A 25,763-nucleotide genomic window follows, 5' to 3' on the forward strand; every position below is an offset into this window, starting at 1 on the left:
AGAGCAAGGTTCGGGCCAGCTTTGGCCATATTAGCCAGAGGCAAACTGTGACGGCCCGGCCCGATGGCGCTCGGCGCGATAAAGCCGGCGGACCATCTGGTATTCATCGTCGATCTTGATCACCAGCTCCTGGATTTCCGCCAGTTGCTTCTTTTGCGCACGCTCTTCGAGTTGGCCGCACAAATGCGCCAATCGAATGGCACCCATATTGCTGCTGCTGCCCTTGAAGCTGTGGGCCACCAGGGTCAGGTCGCCTGCTTCGCGGGTGTTGTGCAATTGGCCAATCCGCTCTTCAGAGTCCGAGAGAAAAGTATCGAGCAAGTCGGCAAACCCGCCTTCCATCACGTCGCGTAATGCATCGACCACTTTCGGATCCATATGAATGTCAGACACTTGTTCACTCCTTGATCAAGAATGGGCCGATTATGCCAGAGCCCCCCATGAAAACTCTACGGTCGCACTGCGACCATCCGGCCCCCAACTCGCTGCAGGGCACAGTTGCCGCACCAGACTCACTCCACGCCCCGACAAACGGTCTAAATCCAGCGGCCTGGCCATTACCCTGGCCACATCGAAACCTTCACCACTGTCTTCGACCCGCACGACCAGGCGCCCGCCCTCCCCGGCCCGCTCGACCTGCAATGACACCCGCACATACCCGTCGTGCAGGGCAGCCAGGCGCTCCTTACGCTGCTGGTAATAACGCGCATACCCCTCATTGCCACGCTTGAGCCGCGAATCCAGGCCCAGCACACCGTGTTCCAGGGCGTTGCTGTACAGCTCACCCAGCACCGCGTGGATCACCGGCCCCTGGCTGCGCAGCCCATGCACCTCCATCAGCAACTGCAGCAAGTAAGGCAGCGGATTGAATTGCTGCAGGCTGGCGGCACGAAACTCGAAGCTGGCTGACCAGTCCAGCGGGCTGCACAGGCCGCTGTCGGAATAAAGGGTGGCCGGCACGCCCAGCAGTTGAGGCATCTGCGAGGTGATCTGGACCATGCTCACATCATCCCGGGCACGCCCCTGAAAATCGCGCAGGGCCTGCTCGACTTCGGCAATCAGCTGCAACGGATGGCGATTGGCATCCAGCACCTGCTCCAAACGCTCGACGCCGAACAGTTGCTGATCCGGCCCACAGGTGTCGATCACCCCGTCGCTCAGCAGAAACACCTGATCCCCGGGCACCATCGGCAACACCTGGGTGGCATGGTCAAACACATCGGCACGCAACACCCCCAAGGGCAAATGCTGCGAGGTCAATGCCGTGCGCTGGCCGCCGGATTGCAGATAGCCATCAGGCATGCCGCCGTTCCACACCTCGACACAGCGCCGCTGGGCGCTAACACACAGCAGTGCGGCGCAGCAGAACATGTCCACGGGCAGGATGCGCTTGAGCTTGGCGTTCATTTCCCGAAGTATTTCCGCCAGCCCGTAGCCCTTGGCCGTCATGCTGTAGAACACTTCCGCCAGGGGCATGGCGCCAATGGCTGCGGGCAGGCCGTGGCCGGTAAAGTCGGCGAGCAGCAGATGGGTATCGCCTGACGGCGTGTACGCGGCCAACAGCAAATCGCCGTTGAACAAGGCATAGGGCGATTGCAGATAACGGATATTGGGGGCGTCCAGGCAGCCCGAGTGCGCCACCCGGTCAAATACGGCCTTGGCCACCCGCTGCTCGTTGAGCAGGTAATCGCTGTGTTCGGCAATCAGGTCGCGCTGCTGCAAAACAGTTTGTTGCAGGCGCCACAGGCGTTCCATCGGGCTGCTCAATTGATATCGAACAGCTTGTCGAAGTTGGAAATGCCGAGGATCTTGCGCACGTCCGGGCTGCTGTTGACCACGCGGATATCGGACTCATCCCCACCGGCATGCTCGCGCAGCAACAACAACATGCCCAGGGCCGAGCTGTCGAGGTAGGTGGCGTCTTTCAAATCCACGACCACACAGGCGGGTGGAGGGCTCAGTTCTTCGTAGGCGTTACGAAATTCCTGATGCTTGGCAAAGTCGAACCGGCCCTTGATTGCAATAGTCAGCTTACTGCCATCTGCCGAGACTTCAGATGTCACTGCCATGTGAGTTGCTCCCGAGATTGACAGAGCAACTATAGACGCTCGTCGGCTGCCGGGTTGCTTTTGCACCGTCAGCGATCTAGACCTAAATAAGAAGACCGAAATTCCGTGTCCGCACAAACATTTATAGCCTTCACAACTCCTAAATACCGAGATAGTCATGAGTTCAATATCCATCGCTTCATTTTCTCCCGAATTGCATGCGCGCACGCCAACTCTTAGCAGCTTTGGCCATCAAGGATTCCTGCTACGTACCGTTCAATACTGTCGATCAGAAGTCGGCGGAGTAACAGAGGCACGCATAGAGCGCAATGGCCTGGATGCTGCACAGCGCATCACGGCTCAATGGGATGCACGACTATGGGCCAAGGCCCAGGCGGGTGAACATATCAAACCGAACCTCAGGTCAATGCATGATCTTGGCGGGCGAGTACTTGCCAGCGACAGTGTGGATGCAGGCTGGCAATTTTATCTATTCGGTGCAGCGGCAAATGAGCTTGAAACATGGGACAGCCGGGGTAATCGGCGCGCGACTCTATACGATGAATTGCTCCGACCTGTGGCGGTTAATGAACAAGCCCCTGGAGGGGATGAGCATTGCGTCGAGCGCTTGACCTATGGCGGTGCCGACCATTGGCAGCTTAATGGTTGCGGGCAATTGATCCGTCATGACGACTCTGCCGGCACCATTGAAATATCGGCCTTCGGACTTACAGGCCAGGCACTTGGCCAAACACGGCGATTCCTGACCAACCTTGACACCCCGCACTGGCCCGACAGCGAGTCAATGCTGGAACGCAAAGAGAACTCATCAGCCTGGGCTTACGATGCATTCGGGGCACAGTTGACACAGATGGATGCGGGCAGCCACACACAACAGAAAACATTCACGATAGGCGGGCAACTTAAATCCGTCAGCCTGCAGATTAGCGGTGAAGATGAGCAGGTGCTGGTCAGCGACATCGAGTATGACGCTTGCGGCAATGCAACGCGCGAGCGTCATGGCAATAACATCACACACAATGCCCGATACAGCGCCTCAGGCAACTACTTGCTCAACCTCAGAGCACACCGGGAGGACGGCTCACTCGTCCAGGATTGGGTTTACGATCACGATCCTGTCGGCAATGTAATTTGCTTTGAAGACAAGCTTGAACCCGTTAAATATTTTGCCAATCAACGCACAGACGGTATCAGCACATATCATTACGACACATTGGGTCAGTTGTTAAAGGCGACTGGTCGCAAGAGTACGGATGCCAGCATCGCCCCTGGCCTGCCGCAGTTGCTGCCCTTGACCGCAGGTGGGGACACAAGTGTTCTGGTGCCTTACACCCAGACATATAGCTATGACATGGGTGGCAATTTGCTGGAACTGCGTCATCCAGGATCGAACCTTCCCACCCGCCATATGGCCATGGCACCGAATAGCAATCGCAGCCTGTTACGTTCTGAAGAGGGATCGGAACCGGATTTCGGCGCTGGCTTTGACGCCCCGGGCAACATGCAGTTTCTATCGCCCGGGCAACCCATGGAATGGGATGTACGAAACCAGTTGAAACGTGTTGTACAGGTACGTCGGCCTGACGCTATGGACGATGATGAGCGTTATATCTATGACGCCGACAACTCGCGGTCGCGCAAAATCCGTACATCGTTCTCCAGCGGCATGAAGCATGTTTGCGAAGTGCGCTATTTGCCGGGGATTGAAATGCGGACCCAAACAGCGACCGATGAGTCCATGCAGGTCATCAACATTTCGCTTGGGCGATCTCAGGTTCGCGTTTTGCACTGGCCTAATAACAAACCGCCAGAGGGTATTGATAACAATCAGGTGCGCTACCAGATCGGTGATTATTTAAACAGTGTCGCCCTGGAGTTAGGTGCCAGCGCGCAGGTAATAAGCCGCGAAGGCTACTTTCCGTTTGGAGGTACAGCGTGGCATGCCAGCAGAAGCGAGATTGAAGCACATTATAAAGTCATTCGTTATTCCGGCCAGGAAAGGGATGCGACGGGGCTTATCTATTACGGTTATCGCTACTATGCACCGTGGCTGGCCCGCTGGGCCAACCCTGACCCGGCCGGCATTACTGACGGCCTGAACCTGTACCGAATGGTTAGAAACAACCCGCTTACACTGAAAGATGTAGGTGGGTTAGGGCCATTGGATGATGTTCGATATCTTAACTACCTTAATAATCTTCACCTTCAAAACCCGGGTATTTCCCTGGATTTGTTTGCAAGTTATCTGGTTAAAGAGTTCCCTCAGTCTGCCGGGGACGCTAAAAGAATTGCGGCCCAGTACAAAGAACATGCACAAGCCGTGCAGCGAGGCAAACCCCCACTGCTCAAGTTCAGGGATCTCGATACGAGCGAAGCACTGGATTATATTTGGGCCACCAACGCAGGCTCTCAATACATAAAAGGTACGAGTGCACACAAAAACCTGGAAAGTGAAGTGCTTCGTGAGTTGCGCAGAAATAACGAGCAAATTTTCCACAGAAAAGAAAACCTGGAAAACAAAATCAAAGGACTTCTTAGAAACCCTACAAAACTTGCCGAATTATTTGAAACTAAAATTCAAGACGAAAGAGAGCCTATTAGCGGAGTTTTCAGAGGCATGCAGGACATAGGGTTTGCAGCTGGGGCAAAGGCAAAACATACATATAGCCCTGGGTTCCCTCTCGCCGCATCCACCAGCGAGAGCGTCGCAAAAGAGTTTAGTCGTGGCGGTATCATTCTAGAGATCGTGGGAATGGCAGCCCCTATTGAAAATGTTTACGACAGGGCCGACGAGCAGGAATATGTTTTTTCCAAAAAAGCTATATTCAGCATCACTGACTTGGGAAATAAACGATTCAAACTAAGCCAGGTCAGATCAAATCCCGCAAAATAAAATATCTGTACTCACAAAACGATCAATGACTAAAGGCGCGCCCAGGGATGGGCTCGCTGGTGAGTTGAGAGCGACTCGCAGATGCAAGCGCCATAAGCCCGATACGCAAATAAATTTAACGCTAATAAGGCTCTTTGCGCGGCAAGCGCTGGGACAACTCGTCCATCAGCTTTTGTTCGCGCTTGTCTTCCAGCTGGCGGGCTTCGTCGGCGTAGCGCTGCACCAGTTTGCGCAACCCTTCGACCCGGGCATAGGCCTGTTGCCAGGTCTCGCGGGCCTTGTCCAGGTTGTTCTGATGCCACACCAGGCTCTGGCGCTGCTGGCCCACCGCTGTTTCCAGCTGGCCAAGGAAGTACTGATAGTTGCGCAGCCATTGGCCAGTCACGCCCTGACTGCCGCGATCGACCCATTGCGCCTGATATTCGCCACGAAAGTTTTCCAGGTCACCGAGCTTGCTGTTGGCCAGGTTGACCTGCCCCTGGAAGTGCCCCAGGCGCTGGGCGGCCGCTTTCTCGGTCTTTTCGGCCATGTCCACCACCGGCGCCAGGCGCGAAGCCCTGTTGTCACTGGCCATGCCCGATTAGCCTCCTGCTGCCGGTGCGAAAAGAGTGCCCAGATGGCCGCCGCTTTCGGCCAGGCTGATATTGTCGTTCAGCCCCTGACGCAGGTACGCCACCATCGCCGGTTGCAGGGCAATGGCGGTGTCGGTTTCGCGGTCGCCGCCCGGCACATAAGCCCCCACACTGATCAGGTCGCGGGCCTGCTGAAAGCGCGACCACAGTTGCTTGAACTGCTGGGCGCGGCGCATGTGCTCGACGCTGACCACCGAGGGCATGACCCGGCTGATGGACGCTTCAATATCAATGGCCGGGTAATGGCCCTCTTCGGCCAATCGGCGGGACAACACGATATGCCCGTCGAGCACGCCCCGCGCCGAATCGGCAATCGGATCCTGCTGGTCATCACCTTCCGACAGCACCGTATAAAACGCGGTTATCGAGCCGCCGCCAGCCTCGGCATTACCGGCGCGCTCCACCAGCTTGGGCAGCTTGGCAAACACCGACGGCGGATAGCCCTTGGTCGCGGGCGGCTCACCAATGGCCAGGGCGATTTCCCGCTGGGCCTGGGCGAATCGGGTCAGGGAGTCCATCAGCAACAGGACGTTCTTGCCCTTGTCGCGAAAGTATTCGGCAATCCGCGTGCAATACATGGCCGCGCGCAAACGCATCAGCGGCGCATCATCGGCAGGCGATGCCACCACCACCGAACGCTTGATGCCTTCGGCACCGAGGATGTGCTCGATAAATTCCTTGACCTCACGACCCCGCTCGCCGATCAGGCCCACCACGATAATGTCGGCTTCGGTAAAGCGGGTCATCATGCCCAGCAGCACACTCTTGCCCACGCCGGTACCGGCAAACAGGCCCAGACGCTGACCGCGACCCACCGTCAACAAACCGTTGATGCTGCGAATGCCCACGTCCAGCGGCACACTGATGGGGTCGCGCTTGAGCGGGTTGATGGTGGGGCCGTCCATCGGCACCCAGTCTTCGGCCTTCATCGGGCCTTTGCCGTCCAGCGCACGGCCGGCGCCGTCGAGCACCCGGCCGAGCATGCTCATGCCCATTGGCAGGCGACCATTATCGGCCAGCGGCACCACTCGGGCGCCCGGCGCAATACCGGCGACACTGCCTACAGGCATCAGGAAAATTTTACTGCCACTAAAGCCCATCACCTCGGCTTCGACTTCCACCGGGTGAAAGCTGTCGTCGTTGATCACCAGGCAGCGGCTGCCCATTGCCGCGCGCAGGCCTTCGGCTTCAAGGGTGAGACCAACCATGCGCAGCAAACGGCCTTCAACCACCGGTTGCACAGGTAATGACACGGCCGGGGCATAGGTGCTCAAGCGCTTGGCAAAGCTGGTGCGCTTAAGGTGCATCGAGGTCGATGTCGATATCAGGCGCCGCCGGGTGCAGGGCCTGTTCGTGGAGCTGATCGAGCAACTGGCTCATGGCCTGCTTGATCCGGGTTTCGATGCTGGCATCGATGCGGCTGTGTTCGGTCTCAATCCGGCAACCGCCCGGTTGCAGGCTGTCGTCTTCGACAATCCGCCAGTTTTCGTCATGCCGCTCGCGCAAGGCCTTGATCTGGTCAAAGTCCTGCGGGTTGATAAACAGGCGGATATTCTCGGCGCCCATCGGCAACAGCTTCAACCCTTCGCGCAGCACCTGCTCGATCTGCGTGGAGTCGGTTTTCAGCTCGCGCTGGATCACTTGCCGGGTCATGTGCTCGACCAGCCCGACCATAGCTTTTTCAAGCTGCTGGTCCTGCTCGGCCAGCGGCGCCAGCAGACTGCTCATCAATCGTTCAAGGCTGGCGACCTTGGCATTGAGAGCCACTTCGGCCTCCTGGCGAACCTTGAGCTGAGTGCTGTGAAAACCTTCTTTTTCACCGGTGGCGAAGCCTTCGTTGTAAGCCTCCTGACGGATGCTTTCGAGCTCTTCGAGGGTCAGCGGCTGGACTTCATCCAGCGGCACTTCTTCCATCTCGGGCAGTTCTTCAACCGGCTCGGGTTCGGGCTCTGCCTCGGGCTCGCGCCACGGGTCGAAGCTGGGCAGGCCCCATACATCGAAAGCACCGACATCCTTGGCGCGGATCACATCACCGGGGGATTCGCCGCTGCTCACTTAGATCATCTCTTCGCCGCCCTTCCCGCCGAGAGCAATTTCTCCGGCTTCGGCCATACGGCGGGCGATGGTGAGGATTTCTTTCTGCGCGGTCTCGACATCGCTGACGCGCACCGGGCCCTTGGCTTCCAGGTCGTCGCGCAGCAGCTCGGCGGCACGCTTGGACATGTTCTTGAAGATCTTTTCCTGCACGTTCTCGTCGGAGCCCTTGAGCGCCAGCACCAGGACGTCGGAGGACACTTCACGGAGCAACGCCTGGATGCCGCGATCGTCGACGTCGGCCAGGTTGTTGAACACGAACATAAGGTCTTCGATCTGCCCGGAGAGGTCTTCGTCAATATCGCGGATCGAGTCCATCAACTGCGCTTCCATCGAGCTGTCGAGGAAGTTCATGATGTCGGCCGCCCGCTTCACGCCGCCCAGGGAGGTACGCGCCGCATTGGAATTGCCGGAGAACTGTTTCTCGAGGATCTGGTTGAGTTCCTTGAGCGCCGCCGGTTGCACGGTGTTGAGCGACGAGACCCGCAGGATGATGTCCAGACGGGCTTTCTGGTCAAAGTGGCCAAGCACTTCACCCGCCTGATCGGGGTCAAGGTAAGCCACCACAATGGCCTGGATTTGCGGGTGCTCGAAGCGGATCACGTCGGCCACGGCACGCGGCTCCATCCACTTGAGGCTGTCCAGGCCGCTGGTGTTGCCGCCCAGCAGGATACGGTCGATCAGGCCATTGGCCTTGTCTTCGCCCAGGGCCGAGGTGAGCATCTTGCGGATGTAGCTGTCCGAGCCCACACCGAGGCTGGTCTGGTCGCCGACAATCTCGACGAACTCGCTCATCACCTGCTCAACCTGCTCGCGGTGGACGTTGCGCATTTGCGCCATCGCCACACCCACCCGCTGGACCTCCTTGGGGCCCATATGGCGCAGTACCTGAGCGGCATCGGACTCGCCCAGCGACAGGAGCAAAATGGCGGCCTTGTCGACCCGGGTCAACTTGGCATTGGCGGCGGCGCGGTTATCACTCATCGGCATTGATCCACTCTTTTACTACCTGGGCGACACGGCCCGGATCTTCTGCGACCAGACTCTTGATTGCATTCAACTGCGCGTCATAACCTTCGCTGGGGCTTGGCAACATGATGCTTTGCGGGCCACTGAGGCTGACACGGTCATTGGCCAGTTCGCCATCCAGACCGCCCAGGCCACCCAGCTCGCCATCGCTGCCAATACCGGCCACCTGCTTGTTGCGCCCGTGGCCGGTGATGTTGTTGAGCACCGGGCGCAGCACGCCAAATACCAGCACCAGAATAAACAGCACGCCGAGCACTTGCTTGACCACATCCCAGAACCAGGGCTGGGAATAGAACGGGATATCGGCGATCACTTCACCGCGCTCGGTGGAGAACGGCACGTTGATCACGCTGACACTGTCGCCACGGCTGGCATCGAAGCCCACGGCGTCCTGCACCAGACGGGTAAAGCGCGCCAGTTGATCGGTGGTCCACGGCACCTGGGTGATTTCACCGTTGGCCGGGTTGACGTTGATCTTGTCGTCGATCACCACCGCCACCGACAGGCGGTTGACCCTGCCCTGCTGCTGCTTGGTGTGGCTGATGGAGCGGTCCAGCTCAAAGTTGCGGGTCGATTGCGAACGCTTGTCGGCCGGGTACGGCGCCAGCATCGGCTGGCCGGTGCCCGGGTCCATGATTTGCTGGCCATTGGCATCGAGCAACGGCTGGCCCGGCTGGATCATGCCCGCGCCGCCCGCAGCACCCTGACCGGTTTGCTGCGGCGCACTGGCCGGGCTCGGCGGCTGATTGCTCAAGGCCCCGGGCACACCCTGCGGGCCGTTGCTGGCGGTGCGCTGCTCGCTGGTCGATTGCTCGCTGCGCAGCGCCGGTTGATCGGGGTTGAACTGCTCGGAGGTGGACTCGACCGCACTGAAATCCACATCGGCCGACACTTCGGCCTTGTAGCGGTCATTGCCCAGCACCGGCTGCAGGATATTGTGCACCCGCTGGGTGAGCATGCCTTCCATGCGGCGGCTGTAGTCGAACTGTTTACCGGCCATGGTCAGCTCGGAGTTTTCACCCTGGTCCGACAGCAGATTGCCTTTTTGGTCGACCACGGTGATCTGGGATTTGCTCAGCTCAGGTACGCTGGTGGCCACCAGGTTGACGATGGCCAGCACCTGCCCCGGCTCCAGCGAACGCCCCGCGTACAGCTCGACCAGTACCGAAGCGCTGGGCTTGCGTTCATCGCGCACGAATACCGAGCTTTTCGGGATGGCCAGGTGAACCCGGGCACCCTTGACGTTGTTGAGGCTGGAAATGGTGCGCGCCAGCTCGCCTTCAAGGCCACGACGATAGCGTGTGGCCTCCATGAACTGGCTGGTCCCCAGGCCCTGGTCCTTGTCGAGAATCTCGAAACCGATATTGCCGTCGGTAGGGGTTACGCCAGCAGCAGCCAGCTTGAGGCGCGCACGGGAGACATCATCGGCCTTGACCAGCAAGGCGCCGGAGTTGGGCTCGACGGTGTAGGCAATGTCGGCGGCGGCCAGGGTTTCCATGACCTGTTTGGCATCCATACCGGCCAGGCTGCCGTACAGCGGCCGGTAATCGGGTTGCTGGGACCACAGCACCACGGCAAAGCCGATCGCCACGCTCGCCGCCAGGCCGACCATCAGGCCGACCTGACGCAGCATGGTCATATCGCCCAGGTTGTCGAGGAAGGTCAGGCCAAACAGCGGTTTACCGCCGCCTGCCTTGGCCGGAACGTTATCCGGGAGTGCATCTGCCATGACTTGATATCGCCCTTAAACCGGCATCTGCATGATGTCTTGGTAAGCCTGAACCAGCTTGTTACGTACCTGGGTCAAGGCCTGAAAAGAAACGCTGGCCTTCTGCGAGGCGATCATCACGTCGGTCAGGTCGACCCCGCTTTTGCCGATCTCGAACGCGTTGGACAGCTGGCTCGAGGCCTGCTGGGTTTCGCTGACCTTGTTGATCGCATTGCCGAGCATGTCGGAGAAACTGCTGGCACCTGCTTCGGGAGCGGCCTGCACAGCCGATTTCGGTTGTGCCATCGCGTCCATCTGCATGGCCCGCATGTCCAACATCAATCGATTAAATTCAATACCTTGGCTCATGGACCAGTGCCTCCGACGACCCGCATTTTTTTGACACTTTCACAGCGCATATTGAGGTGTAGCAACAAGGGTGCCAGCTCCCGGCCGTTTTATAACAATTAACGTTACAAAACGTCGCAGACAAGGATAACACCTGCCCTTGTGGGAGCGGGCTTGCCCGCGATTTAATCGACGCAGTGAATCAGGCGCTGCGCGGTGATGCCATCGCGGGCAAGCCCGCTCCCACAAGGGGGGGGTTAGGCGCTTTCAGGTTGCAGCAAACAAATAAGCCTCGACATCCATCCCCGCATCGCGCATCTGCGCCAGCTTGTAGCGCAAGGTACGCGGGCTGATGCCCAGACGCTCGGAAGCCTCTTTTCGCCGCCCACGCTCGGCACGCAAGGTGTCGATAATCATCTGGAATTCACGCCGGCGCAGATCATCGCCCAAAGCCCCGGCCGACTCCACAACCTCCACCACCAACGGCTCTGAGCGCGTCAACGGCGGCAAAGGCGCGCAAGCCACAGGCCCGGCCAGGCAAAAATCTGCCGCTTCGATCAGCCCGCGCTGTTGCAAAATCAACGCCCGCTGAATCGCATTGTCCAGTTCACGCACATTGCCCGGCCACGGGTAAGCACTCAGGCACGCCTTTGCGTCGGGCGAGAACCCTACCGCAGTGTGCTTCATTTTGCTGATGTATTTGGCCAGCAACCGCTCTGCCAGCGGCAGGATGTCGGCGGTGCGCTCGCGCAGCGGGCGCCAGGCCAGGGGGAATACCGAAAGGCGGTAGTACAGGTCTTCGCGAAAACGCCCCGCCGCCACTTCCCCGGCCAGATCACGGTTGGTGGTGGCGACCACGCGAATATCCAGAGCTACCGGCTTGCGCCCGCCCACCCGCTCCACTTCGCGCTCTTGCAGTACGCGCAGCAGCTTGGCCTGCAAACCCAAGGGCATTTCGGAAATTTCATCCAGCAGCAAGGTGCCGCCATCGGCCTGTTCGAACTTGCCAGCCTGGGCGGCAATGGCACCGGTAAAGGCGCCCTTTTCATGACCGAACAGGGTGGCTTCGAGCATATTGTCAGGGATCGCTGCGCAGTTGATCGCCACAAACGGCTGGTCAACACGATGGGAGTGCTGGTGGATATAACGGGCCAGCACCTCTTTGCCGGTGCCCGACTCGCCCGAGATCAGCACCGTGGCATCACTGCGCGCCACCCGCGCGGCCAGCTCCAGCAACTGCGCACTGGCCGGCTCGACCGCCACCGGACCTTCACTGTCGGCCACGCCGAGACTGCCCAGAGCATGGCGGGCCACCAGATCAAGCAGGGCCTTGGGCTCGAACGGCTTGACCAGATAATCCACCGCCCCTTCACGCATGGCATCCACCGCACGCTCCACGGCGCCGTGGGCCGTCATCAGCAACACCGGCAATTGCGGCTGGCTGGCGCGCAGGCGGGCGAGCAGTTGATGACCATCGATACCCGGCATATTGACATCACTGATCACCAGGCTAAACGGCTCGGCGCTGACCGCGACCAGGGCTTCCTCCCCCGAGCTGACGGCGCGAAAACCGTGACCGGCCAGCAGCAGCGTGTCTGCCAGAGCCTCGCGCAACGCATGGTCGTCCTCGACCAACAGCACGTTAATTCGCATCACCATCAGTTTGCCTCCGCGACAACGGGAATCAGCGGCAAGCTGAGCAAGGCACAGGTGCCACGCCCCAGCCGCGAACGTAATTGCAATTGCCCCTGGTGCGCATGCACCACGGCATTGACCACCGCCAGGCCCAGACCGGTACCGGTGGCCTTGGTGGTGAAAAACGGCTCGCCCAGACGCGCCAGCACTTGCGGCGCAATGCCACTGCCGTTGTCGCTGATACACAACCTCAGGCGGTTATCGCGGCGATACAGGTGCACCTTGAGCCGCACCTGCGGCGTGCCGGCCTGCAGGGCGTTTTCGATCAAATTGAGCAGCGCGCCGACCAGGGTGTCGCGATTGCACAGCAACTGCCCCGCGTAGGCATCACACTGCCAGCGGATCGACACACCTTGCACATGGGTTTGCGCGGCGGCTTGCAGGGCTTGCATCAGTACTTTGGGGGTGACCCGGTCGCCCAGCGGCAGTTCGCCACGGGCAAACACCAGCATGTCGCGCACTTGATGCTCCAGCTCGTGCAGGCGCTCCTTGAGGCGCCCGGCAAAACGCTGCTGGGTTTCCACCGGCAGGGCTTGCTCGGTCAAATGGCTGGCGTAGATCAGCGCGGCTGACAACGGTGTACGAATCTGGTGAGCCAGGGAGGCGACCATACGCCCCAGGGACGACAGACGCTCATGGCGGGCTAGCTGGTCTTGCAGGCGCCGGGTTTCTGTCAGGTCATTGAGCGACACCAGTTGCCCGGGTTCGGCGTCCAGCGAGCGGGTGGCAATCGACAGGCGCCGGCCGTCCTTGAGAGACACTTCATGGCCATCATCTTCGCGCGGGGCAAAGCAGCGGGCGATCACATGACGCCACAACTCGCCCTCCAGGGGCAGGCCCAGCAGCTCGCAGGCTGCAGGGTTGGCCTCACGCACGCGGCCACGATCATCAATCACGATAATCCCGCCAGGCAGCAGATCCAGCAGGTGTTGCAGGCGATTGGCCAGCCGTTCTTTCTCGGCAAGCTCGGCCATGCGCTGCGCACTGACCACCGCCAGCTCGCCGGTCAACTCCGAGACACGGGCTTGCAGCAGGCTGTAGGGATCGGGGGCCGAGGACAACTGGACGGCGGCTTGAGGCATGGGGCGTACTCGCTTGGCTGACCGTCATAAAACAGTCCGTTAAACCAAGCGAAGCAATACCCGTGCCTGAATAGACAACACTGCCAGCCCCGCAAGGATGCGCGGGTGAAACCTGGACAGCGTGAGCGCCGTACGTTTGTGGGAGCTGGCTTGCCTGCGATAGAAGCGACGCGGCCTGTCAGGCAGATCGCGGCGATGCTATCGCGAGCAAGCCCGCTCCCACACAGTCACGCGTCAATCATCCGCCTGATCTTCACCTTCACGGCGGCTCATGCCGTACTTGCGCATTTTCTCGACCAGCACCGTAGGGTTGTGGGAGCTGGCTTGCCTGCGATAGAAGCGACGTGGTCTGTCAGGCAGATCGCGGCGATGCTATCGCGAGCAAGCCCGCTCCCACACAGTCACGCGTCAATCATCCGCCTGATCTTCACCTTCGCGGCGGCTCATGCCGTACTTGCGCATTTTCTCGACCAGCACCGTACGGTTGTGGGAGCTGGCTTGCCTGCGATAGAAGCGACGCGGTCTGTCAGGCAGATCGCGGCGATGCTATCGCGAGCAAGCCCGCTCCCACACAGGCACGCGTCAATCATCCGCCTGATCTTCACCTTCGCGGCGGCTCATGCCGTACTTGCGCATTTTCTCGACCAGCACCGTACGGTTGTGGGAGCTGGCTTGCCTGCGATAGAAGCGACGCGGTCTGTCAGGCAGATCGCGGCGATGCTATCGCGAGCAAGCCCGCTCCCACACAGGCACGCGTCAATCATCCGCCTGATCTTCACCTTCGCGGCGGCTCATGCCGTACTTGCGCATTTTCTCGACCAGCACCGCAGGGTTGTGGGAGCTGGCTTGCCTGCGATAGAAGCGACGCGGTCTGTCAGGCAGATCGCGGCGATGCTATCGCGAGCAAGCCCGCTCCCACACAGTCACGCGTCAATCATCCGCCTGATCTTCACCTTCACGGCGGCTCATGCCGTACTTGCGCATTTTCTCGACCAGGGTGGTACGACGAATCCGCAGGCGCTCCGCCGCACGCGCAACGATGCCATTGGCGTCGTCCAGTGCCTGCTGGATCAAACCCTGCTCCAGCCCGCCCAGGTAGTCCTTGAGGTCCAGGCCTTCTGGCGGCAGCATCGCGTTGGCGCTGGCCACGAAGTCGGTAGTGGCGCTATTGATGGCCACGCGCTCTTCCATGTCGCTGCGCAGGCTGTCGACCAGTTGCTCGTCTTCGTCGTCGACATAGCGAAATTTTTTCGGCAGCTCAACCACGCCAATCACCCCGTACGGATGCATGATCGCCATGCGCTCCACCAGGTTGGCCAGCTCGCGGACGTTGCCCGGCCATGCATGACGGCACAACGACATGATGGCAGCCGAGTTGAAGCGGATCGAACCGCGTTTTTCGTGCTCCATGCGCGAAATCAGCTCGTTCATCAGCAACGGAATATCTTCGACCCGCTCACGCAGTGGCGCCATTTCAATCGGGAACACGTTGAGGCGGTAGTACAAGTCTTCGCGGAAGGCGCCGACTTCAATCATGCTTTCGAGGTTTTTGTGGGTCGCGGCAATGATCCGCACATCGGCGCACTGGGTCTTGTTGCTGCCCACACGCTCAAAGGTCCGCTCCTGCAATACACGCAGCAGTTTGACCTGCATCGGCAGCGGCATATCGCCGATTTCATCGAGGAACAGCGTACCGCCATTGGCCAGCTCAAAACGCCCGGCGCGGCTGGTGATAGCCCCGGTAAAGGCGCCTTTCTCATGACCAAACAGCTCGCTTTCGAGCAGCTCGGCAGGAATTGCCCCGCAGTTGACCGGCACAAACGGCGCGTCGCGGCGCTTGGAGTGGTAGTGCAGATTGCGCGCCACCACTTCCTTGCCGGTGCCGGACTCGCCGAGGATCAGCACACTGGCATCGGTATCGGCCACTTGCTGCATCATCTGGCGCACATGCTGGATCGCCCGACTGGTACCGACCAGGCTGCGAAACAGGTTGGGTTCACGATGACGGCCGCGCTCGCGGGCCTGGTCGTACATCTCGCGATAGACCTGGGCACGGTGCAGGGAATCAAGCAGTTTGCTGTAGCTGGGGGGCATTTCGAGGCTGGACAACACCCGGCGGCGCTGGTCTTCAGGCAGGTCGAGGGCAGAAACTTCACCTAAAAGCATGATCGGCAGGAACTCATCCCACGCGGCCAGTGTCTTAAGCAGTCCTGAAAGGCCACCCGCAGTGCTCACCGTGCCTACCAGCACACAGAGCACCTCACGACTGGACGGCAAGGCGCTGACAGCCTGCTCCCACTCGTGACTAGGGCTGGTCAAATTTTCTTCGCCAAGAAAATTCAGGATTACCGCCAGATCACGGCGGCGGACGCTATCGTCATCGATCAGCAGAATTTTGGTTTCACGCCACATGCAATAGCAACTTCCCTAGTCAACTCAATGCCCCGGATGGCAGGACATATGTAGACGTCCTAACCCTGTTGGATATCTAAGACGACTGAATACAGAATAACGTGCTAGTTAAGTCAAAAAACTGTGCCGAGTCAAATTTATGGCGGTTTAAAACGCAATTAACCACATATTCTTTAGGCCTTAACCGAATAGATGGTAAACCTTTGACGCATTTTTTGCTTGGTTGATCTGCCCCATCTGCTCAACGACCGACTGCCGCTCGTTGGTCGCCGCCTCCAGCAGCATGCGATACACCACCAGCAACCCCTCCAGATTTTCGCGCAACACCGCCTCATCCAGCGGTGCTTCGTCCAGCACATTCTCGACACACACGCGGCAGGCTGAGTCCAGCTCGCCGATGGCATCCCAGTTGCGCTCGGCCAGGGCATCAATCAGCGCTTCGCGGGTTTCCTGAATACGTTGCAGTTGGCTCATGACGCACTCCTCTGGCTTATTGCGGGGCGATGGCATCCCAACCACTTTTTACAGTGATCAGCAGGCGCGCCACTTCATCGATGATTTCCGGGTCGTTCTTGGCATTGGCCAGGGTCAGACGCACGGCCATGTACTCGTACAGGCTGTCCAGTTGCTCCAGCGCCGCCTTGTCGTCGGTCTTTTCTTCATCCAGGCCCTGACGCAAGCCGGTGATGATATCGATGGCCTTGGTGATCAACATGGCCTTCTGCGGGATATCGCCACGGCTCATCGCGCCCTTGGCCTGGGCCATGCGGTCCAGACCGCCTTCCATCAGCATCTGTATCAGACGATGGGGGCTGGCTTCGGAAATTTGAGCGTGGGAATTAACCTTCTGATACTGACGAAGGGCGCGCATCGGGTTCATGTTTCTACCTCATAACGGTGTCAGGCAAAAATGACTGGTTCTTGATGCTTATATCGACCGGCGCGGCGCAAGCTTTAGCCGCGCAAAGGGCCGACATCAGCTGGTTTTAGGGTTATTCAGCGAGTTGAGCGTGGTCATGATGCTGGAGCTGCTGGCGTTGATTTTGGCGATCAGGGTGTCCATGGCGGTGTACTTGGAGGTCAGCGAAGTTTTCATACTTTCCATCCGTCGATCCAGATCCGCTTGCTGCGTCGTAAGGTCGGTCAGCTTGGTGTTCAAGTCAGTCACGCGACTGGCCAGCAGACCCGTAGTGCCGACGTAGCTATCGGTCGCCTTGGTCATACGCGCCACCAACCCGGTATCACCAGTGAATGCCTTGGCAATTTCAGTTGCGCCATTGGGCTTGGCAACTGCTGCATCCCACTGCTTGTCATCCAGCGTCAGCAACCCGGTTTTTTGATCGGTACTGATACCCATCTGGGACAAGTTGCCCATACTCGACGAGCCAGAGTTTTGCAGCAGCTCGTTACGAATACCGCTGACCAGTTGACGCATCGACGCGTCGCCGGTCAGGGCGCCCGAGGTGGTGGTTGCCGAGTCACCGGTGGCCGTGACCTTGGTTTGCGTGTTGATACTGGTCAACAGCGCGTTGTAGGCACTGACAAACGACTGCACCGAGGTTTTCAGCGTTGCCGTATTAGAAGCCACGGTGATGGTGGACGCTTTGGTATCAATCAGCTCCAGGGTCACACCACTGATGGCGGAAGTGACCTTGTTGCTCGACGACTCCATGGCAATGCCATCGATGGTGTATTCCGCATTCACCGGCGCTTTACCGGCGTCGTAGCCAGTCGACAGCTCTGAATCACCGCTGATGGTGATATCGGTACCCTTACCCGTGGTCTGCGAGCCAATTACCAGACGCGAACCATTGGCGTCGGTCAAAACGTTGGCGCTTATGCCCTTGGACTGCAACTGCGTGTTGATCGCTTCACGTGTCTGCTGAAGGGTTGCGCCTGCGGGGATAGAGACATTGTAGTCAGAGCCCGACTGCGAGATGGTCAGGGTCGTAGGTTCAGTGCCCGAGTTTACGACCGAGGAAGTACCACCCTCAAACACCTTACTGGTGATTTTTGACGAGGTCGCCAACTTGCTCACGTCCAGCGCATAGGTGCCGGTGGAGGCTTTGTCATCAATGGTGACTTTGGAAATTTTTTCGTCTGACGACGTAGCGGCCAGACCGTTGAAACTGGAAACGCTGTTGAGCTTGGCAATGGCTGCACGATAGGTTTCGAGCGACGCTTTTACCGTGCCCACGGCGGACAACTGAATGGTGGTGTCTTTTTGTTGCGCGGTAATCTGGCTTTGCTTGGGTGCTTTTTCAGCATCAACCAAGGCTTTCACAATCCCGATGGTGTCAAAACCTGAACCAACACCGGTAATCGTTGAACTGGCCATCTGTATTCTCCTTATCCGGGCTGCCGCTTTATGGGCTTACGCTTTTTTGACGAGCAAGGCCGAGGAAGCAGACAGCATCACAATTCATGCCACGTTCAGGCTTTGCCCTGAAAAAGCAGGCTGTGGGGGTCAGCCAGATTTTGCGCCAGTTTCAAGGCCACCTCTGAAGGTAGCTGGCGAATGACCTCTCCGCTGTCGGCGGCGATCACCTTGACCACCATCACACCGGTGGTGTCATCAATTGAAAAGTCCAGCTTGCGTTGGTTGGATTGTGCGAATTCTTGAATGTCACTGACGGCCTTTTCCAGTTCCGCGCGCTCAGGCGGCATGCCTGCCAACGGTTCCGGGGCCGCTACTGCTTGCGTTGTTGCAACCGGCGCTGGCGCGGGACTGGCTAATCCGGCGGCGCTCGGGTAAACGGAATTCAGCTTGATGCTTATGTCCATTTCGTCACCTCAACACTGAAAAAACGAAAGGGCACGTAAACGCGCCCTTCCGTTATTAACCAAGCGCTGAAATTACTGCAGCAATTTCATCACAGCGGATGGCAGCTGGTTAGCCTGGGACAGGATCGCGGTAGCAGCCTGTTGCAGGGTTTGTTGCTTGGTCAGCTCGGCAGCTTCCGATGCGAAGTCAGTGTCCTGAACGCGACCACGTGCAGCAGTCGAGTTCTCGGAGATGCTTTGCAGGTTGGAAACGGTGCTGTCGAAACGGTTTTGTACAGCACCCAGAGCGGAACGCTGAGTGTCGATCTGCTGGATGGCGCCGGTCAAGGCCTGGATGGTTTGTTGAGCGCCTTCAGCAGTCAACACGCTCAGGTCGGAGACGGAGGTTTCGACGGTGCTTGCGGTGGTGGTTTTAGCTGTATCCGTCAGGCCCAGGGAGGCAAGACCAGTACCTGCACTACCATCAGCAATGGTGATGTCCTTGGTGGAGAACAGCTTCAGCGTGTTATCGGCATTTTTGCTGGCAGTCACGCCAGTGCTTGCACTGTTGATCGAGGAAACGATGGTATCCATCGAGTCGCCTTTCTTGAATTTCACTTCTACGCCGTTGAACGAAACGGAAGTGTCCGCGGTAAGTTTGGCTTGGGTGGTGCCAGTGGACAGACCCAGCTTGGACAACGAACCTGGACCAGTAGCGCCCGCACCGTCAGTCAGACTAATTGCTTGGCCGCTATCAGAAGTCAGCACCAAGCGACCATCTTTAACCGACGCACTTACACCTGTTTTAGCTGTAGCGCTCGCTGCTGTTATATCCGTCGCTGCCTTTTCAAGCGTGCCAGCTGCAATTGTCACTGTAACGCCATTGACTTTGATTTCACCAGCATCCAAAGCATTATTTACTGGCGCAGCCGCAGTTACGAAACCAGCTTTAGAAGCTGTAGATCCTACTGCTGTAAACTTCGTATCCGAAGACAGATTCAAAATTTTGCTTGTTGGGTCAAGTGACGCAGTAACACCAGTTTTGGAAGACTGTTTATTGATTTCAGCAAGCGCATCATCGATTGTAGAATCTTTAGCCAGTGTAATATCTGTTCCATTAATGGTCAGCGTTTCATCAGCGGTCGGAGCTGCAAATGCAGCGCCTGCAGCTTTGAACGTAGCAGCATCGTTCGCACCACCAACAACGTTTGCAGACAGCGTGCTCACGCCACCTGCTGCACTCGCCTCACCATAAGACCCCTTCAAACCAGTAGCACTGATATCGCTCATACCGAACGAAATGGTCTGGTTGGCATCAGCGCCCACTTGGAACGACTGGTTCTGGAACGAGCCGTCCAGCAGGTTACGACCACCGAAAGTAGTAGTAGACGAAATACGGGTCAGTTCACCGACTTTCGCTGTGAATTCTTGTTGCAGGGAAGCACGGTCATCAGCGCTTTTATCACCGTTCGCGGACTGCAGAGCCAGTTCACGCAAACGTTGCAGAATGTTGGTCGACTCTTGCATCGCGCCTTCAGCAGTCTGTGCAATCGAAGAGCCGTTGTTGGCGTTGGCGATGGCAACGGTCATGCCTTTGACTTGGGAAGTCAGACGGTTGGCGATCTGCATGCCGGCAGCGTCGTCTTTGGCGCTGTTGATTTTCAGGCCGGAAGACAGACGGGTCATCGAGGTGCTCAACGAGTCGCCGGCTTTGTTCAGGTTCTTCTGAACGGTCTGGGACGTGACGTTAGTGTTTACTGATAAAGCCATGACGAAATCCTCATTGGATGAATACTGCGGCTTCCGGCCCTGGCAACCGCCGGGTGTGGCCTAGAGAACCTTCGTAATAGTTATCGTCGTGAATGTCGGTTGCTTGAGGGTTTTTTTGATTTTTTTTGCAGCCAAGGGAGGCATGCCTTGTAATTCAGGGGGTTAGCGGGAGGATAAGCCGCCGGGCGCCCCCCCAGTGTGGGAGCGGGCTTGCTCGCGATTCGGGCGGCGCGGTGCTTCAGGCAAACCAGGGTAATGCCATCGCGAGCAAGCCCGCTCCCACAGATTCAACCAGCCCTGCCAGAAAGCAAAACGCCCATGGCTTTGCGACCACGGGCGTTTTGTGTTTCAACGTGAAGCTTATGGACGATAGATAATCGCCGAGCCCCACGACAGGCCCACACCAAAACCGCTCAGCGCCACGCGCTTCCAGGTGGCGTCCATCACATGCTTTTCCAGCAGCAGCGGAATGCTCGACGACACGGTATTGCCGGTCTCGACCATATCCTTGATAAATTTCTCCGGCTCGCCTTCAAAGCGACGGGCCACGGCATCAACGATGGCCGCACTGCCTTGGTGGATGCAGAACGCGTCGATGTCCTTGGAGGTCAGTTCGGACTCTTCCAGCAGCTCGTTCAAGTGCGCAGGCACTTTAAGCAGGGCAAAGTTGAACACCTGGCGGCCGTTCATAAAGAACACGCCATCACTGACTTTCAGATGCGGGGCACCGGAACCGTCAGTGCCGAACTTGGCCTTGCCCAGCTGCCAGGGCGCGTCTTCGCCCATCCAGGTGGCCGTGGCCGCGTCACCAAAGAGCATGGTGGTGTTGCGGTCTTCCGGGTCGACGATTTTCGAGTACGGATCGGCCGTCACCAGCAAGCCGTTTTTCAGGCCCGCGGCTTCCATAAAGCCTTTCATCGCGTAGATGCCGTAGACATAACCCGAACAGCCCAGGGAGATATCAAAGGCGGCAACGTGGGTCGGCAGGCCGAGCTTGTCTTGGACGATGGCCGCCGTGTGCGGCAGGCCTTCGGCGTCGCCGTTCTGGGTGACAACGATCAACGCGTCGATGGATTCGCGTTTAAGCTGCGGATTGTTGCTAAACAGTGCGTTGACGGCTTCAACACACAGGTCCGAGGTTTCCTGGTCAGCATCTTTGCGCGGCAGAAAGGCCGAGCCGATCTTGCCCAGGATGAATTCTTCGTCTTTGGAGAACTTCGCGCCTTGCGCGTAGTTGTCTACACCGCTTGCTGGCACGTAACTGGCGATGCTTTTAATGCCAATCATTGTGGCTTCCCAATACTAAATAGCTGGAGATCACCCGCTCGCACAACCGAGGGGCGCTGACAATAAAAGGGCTTTATCGCGCAGGAATGCGACGAATATGGGTGCATAACAATAAACAAAACAGCCTGAAAAAGGCCCGGCACCCGCCCGTACGTTTCACACGATACAGTGAAGATGCGCGTTATGACTCATAGGTCACGCTATTTTGTGCGGTTTTATACAAAACATTACAGCCAGAAAGGCGATTTTGTGGGAGCGGGCTTGCCCGCGATGGCAGCAACACGGTATTACCGGCATACCGTGTCGCCTGCATCGCGGGCAAGCCCGCTCCCACATTACCCCCCTGCACCGCTGTTTAGAGCTGGTTGAACAGGCTCAGCTGGGAGATTTTCACGAACGCCAGTTGCGAGGCCTCAAGCATGGCTTTCTGGAACGCCAGTTCAATGGACGCCCCCGCCATGTCGGTGTTGCCAATCGCCGCCGTGGTGGAGTCGTTGGCCAGGCCCAGGCTGATATTTTCATCGGCCTGGATATCCACCGCCTTCAAACGCGCACCAATCGAGCCCCGGGCGCTGTCGACGCCGGCACTGGCGTTTTTCAGGTTGCCGATCGCGGCGTTGATCGCGTCCTTTTGCGTTTGCTGGGCCAGCGGGTCTTTGTCGCTAGGGATCTCCAGCGCCTTGCGCAGCTGGCTGATGGTGTCCAGCGCGTTCTGGCTCTGGTGGTTGTTGCGGTTGACGACAAACTGGTCGCCCGCCTGCGGTGCTCCAGCGAAGTCGAACTTGATCCCGAGCGCACCGCCGTCAACAGTGCCCTGGGCAATCGACTTGCTGTCGGCGCTCAGCGGCTGGGCATACACCTCGTACTCGGTGGCGCTGGTAAATTTGATCACCGCGCCATTGCTCGGAAAGCTGTCGCCATAGGCCTGGGCGTCGGTCACCGTGGAATTGGTAATCTGCGCCGTCGAGCCGTTGCTCGGCGTGCGCGAGGTATTGATGGTGTCGGCCTTGGCCTCCAGGGTGAAGGTACGCCCCGCCACTGCCGCATCGCGATCCGCCGCCGGGATGTCCTTGAGGTTAGGGGTAATGTCGAACGAAACGCCGCGCAGGCTGATGCTCTGCGAACCGTCCTTGGTCGGGTCGAACACGCCATTACCCGCCACCTGCGAGGTCAGGTCGTTGCCGTCGCGGTCAGTCAGGGTGTACTGGGTGCTGCTGCTGAATTTCAGCGTATAGGGCTGGCCTTCGGCGAAGCTCTTGTTGAACACCGCGCTTGACGTGACCAGGCCAGCAGACACCGAGAGCTTGCCGTCATTGACGGTCGGCTCGCCATTGGCATCCACGCCGGGCACAAAAGTCGCCTGGGTACGCCCGGTATTGGTCGCGCCTTCCATGATGCTTCTGGCCGTATCGCTGCTGGCCAGGGTCAGGGTGTCGGAAACCTTCAGGTTAAGCTGGGTATCGTCACCCTGATAGCTGTAGGTGCCGTCATTGTTGCGAGTGTAAGGCGGTGTGTCGGTTTTGGAGCCGGAGAACATGTAGTTGCCCGCAGCGTCCTTGCTGTTGAGCAGGCTGAACACCTGCTCTTCAATACTGCCCAGTTCGTTGGCAATGGCCAGGCGGTCGGCATCGCTTTTACCGCTGCCTGCGCCCAGGGCCAGCTCACTGGCCTTTTGCAATGAGTTGTTGATGCTGTCGAGCACCGCTTCCTGGGCGCCCAGGGACGATTTGATGCTGTTCATATTGGTGCTGTACTGGCCCAGCATGTCTTTTTGCTGTTGCAGTTGCAGCAGGCGCGCCGCGCCGACCGGGTCATCGGCGGCGGTCTGGATGCGCACGCCGGAGTCGATCTGGCCCTGGGTCTTGATCACCGACGAGAAGTTGTTCTGGTAGGTGGCGCTGGTCGATTCAAAAAACTGCGAAGTTGAAATACGCATCGTCGCGGGCTCCCTTAAAGACTGTTGATCAGCGTGCTGAAGGTGGCTTGCGCCGCTTTGATGATCTGCGACGAGGCGGTGTAGTACTGCTGGAACTTGACCAGGTTGGAGGCTTCTTCGTCCAGGTTGACCTGGGACACCGAGTTGCGCACTTCCTTGGCGTACGCGAGGGCCGCGCCGTTAGCGGTGCCGTCGACCGCGGCCTGGCTGGCTTTGCCGCCCACCTTGGATACCAACTGGCTGTAGGAAGTAGCCATACTGACGCCGCCGGTGCCGTCCTTGCCTACACCCACTGTGGCCTTGGTTTGCAGGCCCAGCAGCTCGTTGGCGTTGCGGTTGTCAGCCTTGCCGTCCTTGTTGAACTTGATATCGAAGCTGTCGCCCTTGCCCGGTGAGCCGCTGATGACAGTGTCGAACCCCACGCTGGTGGTCGTGCCATCGGCGTTGGTGACGGGCACATTGATCGTGACCTTGTTGTCCTGGCCGGGCACGATGCTGCCCTTGCCGATTTCCTTGCCCGCCTCGTTCAGCACCCGGTAGCTTTGGGTCCCGTCGGCAGCGGCCTCATCAAAGGCGATACGCACCGGCATCGCGCCTTCAATGTCGCTTTGCGACTTGCCCAGACTGACGCCGCCATAAATATCCAGCGCTGACGACAGATTGAGGCTGCCCACAGCACCCGTACCGGTGTTGGAGCTGCCCGGGCCGGCAACCAGCGGCCCGGCAAATGCCAACTTATTGGCATCGCTCATTTGCACGCCGATATTGCTGGCGCCACTGCGGGTGGGGCTGACCTTGAACGCATCACCAGCGGTCATCGGGCCACCCTTGAGGTCCAGAGTGAAGCCGTCGATCACCTTGGCCGGATTGTCCGTGGTGGCGAACGCGCCCATATCGGTGCCGTCGGAGCGTTTGACCGAGTACTCGGTGGCGCTGGTAAACGTGACCTGATAGTCGTAGGCGGTCAGCGCGCCGCTGTCGGCGATGCTGACATTGAAGTTGCCCGCGCCAATATTGCCGGTCGCCGCCTGGCTGCGCTGGCTGATGGCCTTGTCACTGTTGATGCTGTTGAACATCGACGAGCCGAACTCGCCATTGGCATCCAGGCCCTGGCCCAACTGCTGGTTGATCGCATCGGCGACCACAATGGCTGTACGCCCCAGATCATTCATGGCCGGGGCCAGCACATCATCGCGATAGCGCAACAGGCCGCCGATCTTGCCGCCGCTGAGCACGGAGGTCACGTCGGAGCTCGATTGCTGGTAATTGATCTGGATGCTGTACTGGCTTTTGTCGACCTTGCCCGGTACCGCCGAGAGGGTATTGGAGGTCGAACCCTGCACCAGCGCCTGACCGGTGCCCAGGGTGATGTCGTAGACGTTGTCGTGCTCCTGGACCGTCACCCCGACCAGCTCGTTGAGGGTACGCACGGCTTCGTTGCGCGCATCCAGCAGGTTGTTCGGCGTATTACCCGCCGTGGTGGCCTGGGCGATCTGCTTGTTCAGCGAGGCAATGGTGGCCGTGTGCTGGTTGACCATCGAGGTCAGGGTATCAAGCTGGCTGTTGATCCCTTCGTTCTGCTGGTTGAGCTGGGACGAAATCGAGTTGAACCGGTTGCTCAGGGTCTGCGCGCTGGTCAGCAGCAGCTGGCGTGCCGACACATCACCGGGAGCTGCGGCGGCGGTTTGCAGGGAGCTGAAAAAGCTGCTCAGGGCTGCCGACACGCCGGTGTTTTTATCCGACAGCAGTTTGTCGACCGTGCCGATCTGGTCGAGATAAGCCTGGGCATCGCCGTTGAGCGAGGTGGTGGTTTGCAACTGGGCGTCGAGGTAGGAGTTGTACACGCGGCGCACGTCGGCCAGGGTGGTGCCGGTGCCGATAAACACCCCGCCCACCTGTTGCGACGCGCCGCTGCCCTGGACGATCTGCTGACGCGAATAGCCCGAGGTATTGGCGTTGGCAATGTTGTTGCCGACTGTCGCCAATGCGCCCTGACTGGCGTTGAGCCCCGACATCCCGATGTTGATCAAACTCGCCATGGTTCA

Annotated in this window: 21 protein-coding genes; 1 reads left to right on the forward strand and 20 read right to left on the reverse strand. The window is 58.8% G+C overall.

What is annotated here, in order from left to right; genetic code table 11:
* Positions 1-30: 30 nt before the first annotated feature.
* The 3 genes from BFC21_RS09250 to BFC21_RS09260 are packed head-to-tail and all read right to left on the reverse strand — an operon-like array spanning position 31 to position 2,069.
* A complete protein-coding gene (locus BFC21_RS09250) occupies positions 31-393 on the reverse strand; it encodes an Hpt domain-containing protein (RefSeq protein WP_088377731.1) in 363 nt (120 codons plus the stop codon).
* Positions 394-423: 30 nt separating this feature from the next.
* Entirely contained in the window at positions 424-1,755 is a 1,332-nt protein-coding gene (locus BFC21_RS09255; protein ID WP_088377732.1) for an ATP-binding SpoIIE family protein phosphatase, read from the reverse strand.
* Between the two features lie 8 nt (positions 1,756-1,763).
* Positions 1,764-2,069, reverse strand: coding sequence for an STAS domain-containing protein (locus BFC21_RS09260; RefSeq protein ID WP_016781571.1), 306 nt, complete (start codon positions 2,067-2,069; stop codon positions 1,764-1,766).
* Between the two features lie 157 nt (positions 2,070-2,226).
* Here BFC21_RS09260 and BFC21_RS09265 point away from each other — a divergent pair, with 157 nt between their 5' ends.
* Positions 2,227-4,962: an RHS repeat domain-containing protein gene (locus tag BFC21_RS09265; RefSeq protein WP_120266003.1), complete on the forward strand. Its 2,736-nt coding sequence runs from the start codon at positions 2,227-2,229 to the stop codon at positions 4,960-4,962.
* A gap of 121 nt (positions 4,963-5,083) precedes the next feature.
* Here BFC21_RS09265 and fliJ read toward each other — a convergent pair whose 3' ends face one another.
* From fliJ to flgK, 17 genes are all read right to left on the reverse strand, one after another.
* Positions 5,084-5,536, reverse strand: coding sequence for a flagellar export protein FliJ (fliJ, locus tag BFC21_RS09270; protein ID WP_095003431.1), 453 nt, complete (start codon positions 5,534-5,536; stop codon positions 5,084-5,086).
* Between the two features lie 6 nt (positions 5,537-5,542).
* Complete coding sequence (fliI, locus tag BFC21_RS09275) at positions 5,543-6,901, reverse strand: flagellar protein export ATPase FliI (RefSeq protein ID WP_088377733.1); 1,359 nt, start codon at positions 6,899-6,901, stop codon at positions 5,543-5,545.
* On the reverse strand, positions 6,891-7,649 hold the full coding sequence (gene fliH, locus BFC21_RS09280; protein WP_088377734.1) for a flagellar assembly protein FliH: 759 nt from the start codon (positions 7,647-7,649) through the stop codon (positions 6,891-6,893). The genes fliI and fliH overlap by 11 nt, the downstream gene beginning before the upstream one ends.
* On the reverse strand, positions 7,650-8,672 hold the full coding sequence (gene fliG, locus BFC21_RS09285) for a flagellar motor switch protein FliG (protein ID WP_083369860.1): 1,023 nt from the start codon (positions 8,670-8,672) through the stop codon (positions 7,650-7,652).
* Positions 8,665-10,446: a flagellar basal-body MS-ring/collar protein FliF gene (fliF, locus tag BFC21_RS09290; RefSeq protein WP_083369565.1), complete on the reverse strand. Its 1,782-nt coding sequence runs from the start codon at positions 10,444-10,446 to the stop codon at positions 8,665-8,667. Before fliF ends, fliG begins: the two co-directional genes overlap by 8 nt.
* A 15-nt stretch (positions 10,447-10,461) precedes the next feature.
* Positions 10,462-10,794 carry a flagellar hook-basal body complex protein FliE gene (fliE, locus tag BFC21_RS09295; RefSeq protein ID WP_016781577.1) on the reverse strand — a complete coding sequence of 111 codons (333 nt, stop codon included), beginning with the start codon at positions 10,792-10,794 and terminating at the stop codon, positions 10,462-10,464.
* A gap of 246 nt (positions 10,795-11,040) precedes the next feature.
* On the reverse strand, positions 11,041-12,426 hold the full coding sequence (locus BFC21_RS09300; protein WP_088379500.1) for a sigma-54 dependent transcriptional regulator: 1,386 nt from the start codon (positions 12,424-12,426) through the stop codon (positions 11,041-11,043).
* A gap of 5 nt (positions 12,427-12,431) precedes the next feature.
* Positions 12,432-13,550: a PAS domain-containing sensor histidine kinase gene (locus BFC21_RS09305; RefSeq protein WP_088377735.1), complete on the reverse strand. Its 1,119-nt coding sequence runs from the start codon at positions 13,548-13,550 to the stop codon at positions 12,432-12,434.
* A gap of 930 nt (positions 13,551-14,480) precedes the next feature.
* A complete protein-coding gene (locus BFC21_RS09310) occupies positions 14,481-15,962 on the reverse strand; it encodes a sigma-54 dependent transcriptional regulator (protein WP_016781579.1) in 1,482 nt (493 codons plus the stop codon).
* Between the two features lie 180 nt (positions 15,963-16,142).
* Complete coding sequence (locus tag BFC21_RS09315; RefSeq protein ID WP_016781580.1) at positions 16,143-16,436, reverse strand: hypothetical protein; 294 nt, start codon at positions 16,434-16,436, stop codon at positions 16,143-16,145.
* A 16-nt stretch (positions 16,437-16,452) separates the two neighbouring features.
* Positions 16,453-16,842 (reverse strand): flagellar export chaperone FliS, encoded by a 390-nt coding sequence (gene fliS / locus BFC21_RS09320; RefSeq protein WP_016781581.1) that lies wholly within the window; start codon positions 16,840-16,842, stop codon positions 16,453-16,455.
* Between the two features lie 96 nt (positions 16,843-16,938).
* The gene (gene fliD / locus BFC21_RS09325; protein WP_088377736.1) at positions 16,939-18,300 is read right to left on the reverse strand and encodes a flagellar filament capping protein FliD; all 1,362 of its coding nucleotides are present in this window, start codon (positions 18,298-18,300) and stop codon (positions 16,939-16,941) included.
* Positions 18,301-18,395: 95 nt separating this feature from the next.
* Positions 18,396-18,746, reverse strand: coding sequence for a flagellar protein FlaG (locus BFC21_RS09330; RefSeq protein WP_088377737.1), 351 nt, complete (start codon positions 18,744-18,746; stop codon positions 18,396-18,398).
* 72 nt (positions 18,747-18,818) lie between these two features.
* Positions 18,819-20,495 (reverse strand): flagellin, encoded by a 1,677-nt coding sequence (locus BFC21_RS09335; protein ID WP_120266004.1) that lies wholly within the window; start codon positions 20,493-20,495, stop codon positions 18,819-18,821.
* A gap of 360 nt (positions 20,496-20,855) precedes the next feature.
* Positions 20,856-21,782 (reverse strand): ketoacyl-ACP synthase III, encoded by a 927-nt coding sequence (locus BFC21_RS09340; RefSeq protein WP_086797913.1) that lies wholly within the window; start codon positions 21,780-21,782, stop codon positions 20,856-20,858.
* 355 nt (positions 21,783-22,137) lie between these two features.
* Entirely contained in the window at positions 22,138-23,718 is a 1,581-nt protein-coding gene (locus BFC21_RS09345) for a flagellar hook-associated protein 3 (RefSeq protein WP_086797915.1), read from the reverse strand.
* 14 nt (positions 23,719-23,732) lie between these two features.
* Positions 23,733-25,757: a flagellar hook-associated protein FlgK gene (flgK, locus tag BFC21_RS09350; protein ID WP_016781587.1), complete on the reverse strand. Its 2,025-nt coding sequence runs from the start codon at positions 25,755-25,757 to the stop codon at positions 23,733-23,735.
* Positions 25,758-25,763: the final 6 nt, after the last annotated feature.

The organism is Pseudomonas sp. TMW 2.1634 (genome assembly GCF_001703595.1).
Lineage (GTDB): Bacteria > Pseudomonadota > Gammaproteobacteria > Pseudomonadales > Pseudomonadaceae > Aquipseudomonas > Aquipseudomonas fragi.

Bases quoted from the DNA above. Each gene is read 5' to 3' on its own strand.
- BFC21_RS09255 (WP_088377732.1), bottom strand. From the start codon at position 1,755: ATGGAACGCCTGTGGCGCCTGCAACAAACTGTTTTGCAGCAGCGCGAC.
- BFC21_RS09260 (WP_016781571.1), bottom strand. From the start codon at position 2,069: ATGGCAGTGACATCTGAAGTCTCGGCAGATGGCAGTAAGCTGACTATT.
- BFC21_RS09265 (WP_120266003.1), top strand. From the start codon at position 2,227: ATGAGTTCAATATCCATCGCTTCATTTTCTCCCGAATTGCATGCGCGC.
- fliJ (WP_095003431.1), bottom strand. From the start codon at position 5,536: ATGGCCAGTGACAACAGGGCTTCGCGCCTGGCGCCGGTGGTGGACATG.
- fliI (WP_088377733.1), bottom strand. From the start codon at position 6,901: ATGCACCTTAAGCGCACCAGCTTTGCCAAGCGCTTGAGCACCTATGCC.
- fliG (WP_083369860.1), bottom strand. From the start codon at position 8,672: ATGAGTGATAACCGCGCCGCCGCCAATGCCAAGTTGACCCGGGTCGAC.
- fliF (WP_083369565.1), bottom strand. From the start codon at position 10,446: ATGGCAGATGCACTCCCGGATAACGTTCCGGCCAAGGCAGGCGGCGGT.
- fliE (WP_016781577.1), bottom strand. From the start codon at position 10,794: ATGAGCCAAGGTATTGAATTTAATCGATTGATGTTGGACATGCGGGCC.
- BFC21_RS09300 (WP_088379500.1), bottom strand. From the start codon at position 12,426: ATGCGAATTAACGTGCTGTTGGTCGAGGACGACCATGCGTTGCGCGAG.
- BFC21_RS09305 (WP_088377735.1), bottom strand. From the start codon at position 13,550: ATGCCTCAAGCCGCCGTCCAGTTGTCCTCGGCCCCCGATCCCTACAGC.
- BFC21_RS09310 (WP_016781579.1), bottom strand. From the start codon at position 15,962: ATGTGGCGTGAAACCAAAATTCTGCTGATCGATGACGATAGCGTCCGC.
- BFC21_RS09315 (WP_016781580.1), bottom strand. From the start codon at position 16,436: ATGAGCCAACTGCAACGTATTCAGGAAACCCGCGAAGCGCTGATTGAT.
- fliS (WP_016781581.1), bottom strand. From the start codon at position 16,842: ATGAACCCGATGCGCGCCCTTCGTCAGTATCAGAAGGTTAATTCCCAC.
- fliD (WP_088377736.1), bottom strand. From the start codon at position 18,300: ATGGCCAGTTCAACGATTACCGGTGTTGGTTCAGGTTTTGACACCATC.
- BFC21_RS09330 (WP_088377737.1), bottom strand. From the start codon at position 18,746: ATGGACATAAGCATCAAGCTGAATTCCGTTTACCCGAGCGCCGCCGGA.
- BFC21_RS09335 (WP_120266004.1), bottom strand. From the start codon at position 20,495: ATGGCTTTATCAGTAAACACTAACGTCACGTCCCAGACCGTTCAGAAG.
- BFC21_RS09340 (WP_086797913.1), bottom strand. From the start codon at position 21,782: ATGATTGGCATTAAAAGCATCGCCAGTTACGTGCCAGCAAGCGGTGTA.
- BFC21_RS09345 (WP_086797915.1), bottom strand. From the start codon at position 23,718: ATGCGTATTTCAACTTCGCAGTTTTTTGAATCGACCAGCGCCACCTAC.
- flgK (WP_016781587.1), bottom strand. From the start codon at position 25,757: ATGGCGAGTTTGATCAACATCGGGATGTCGGGGCTCAACGCCAGTCAG.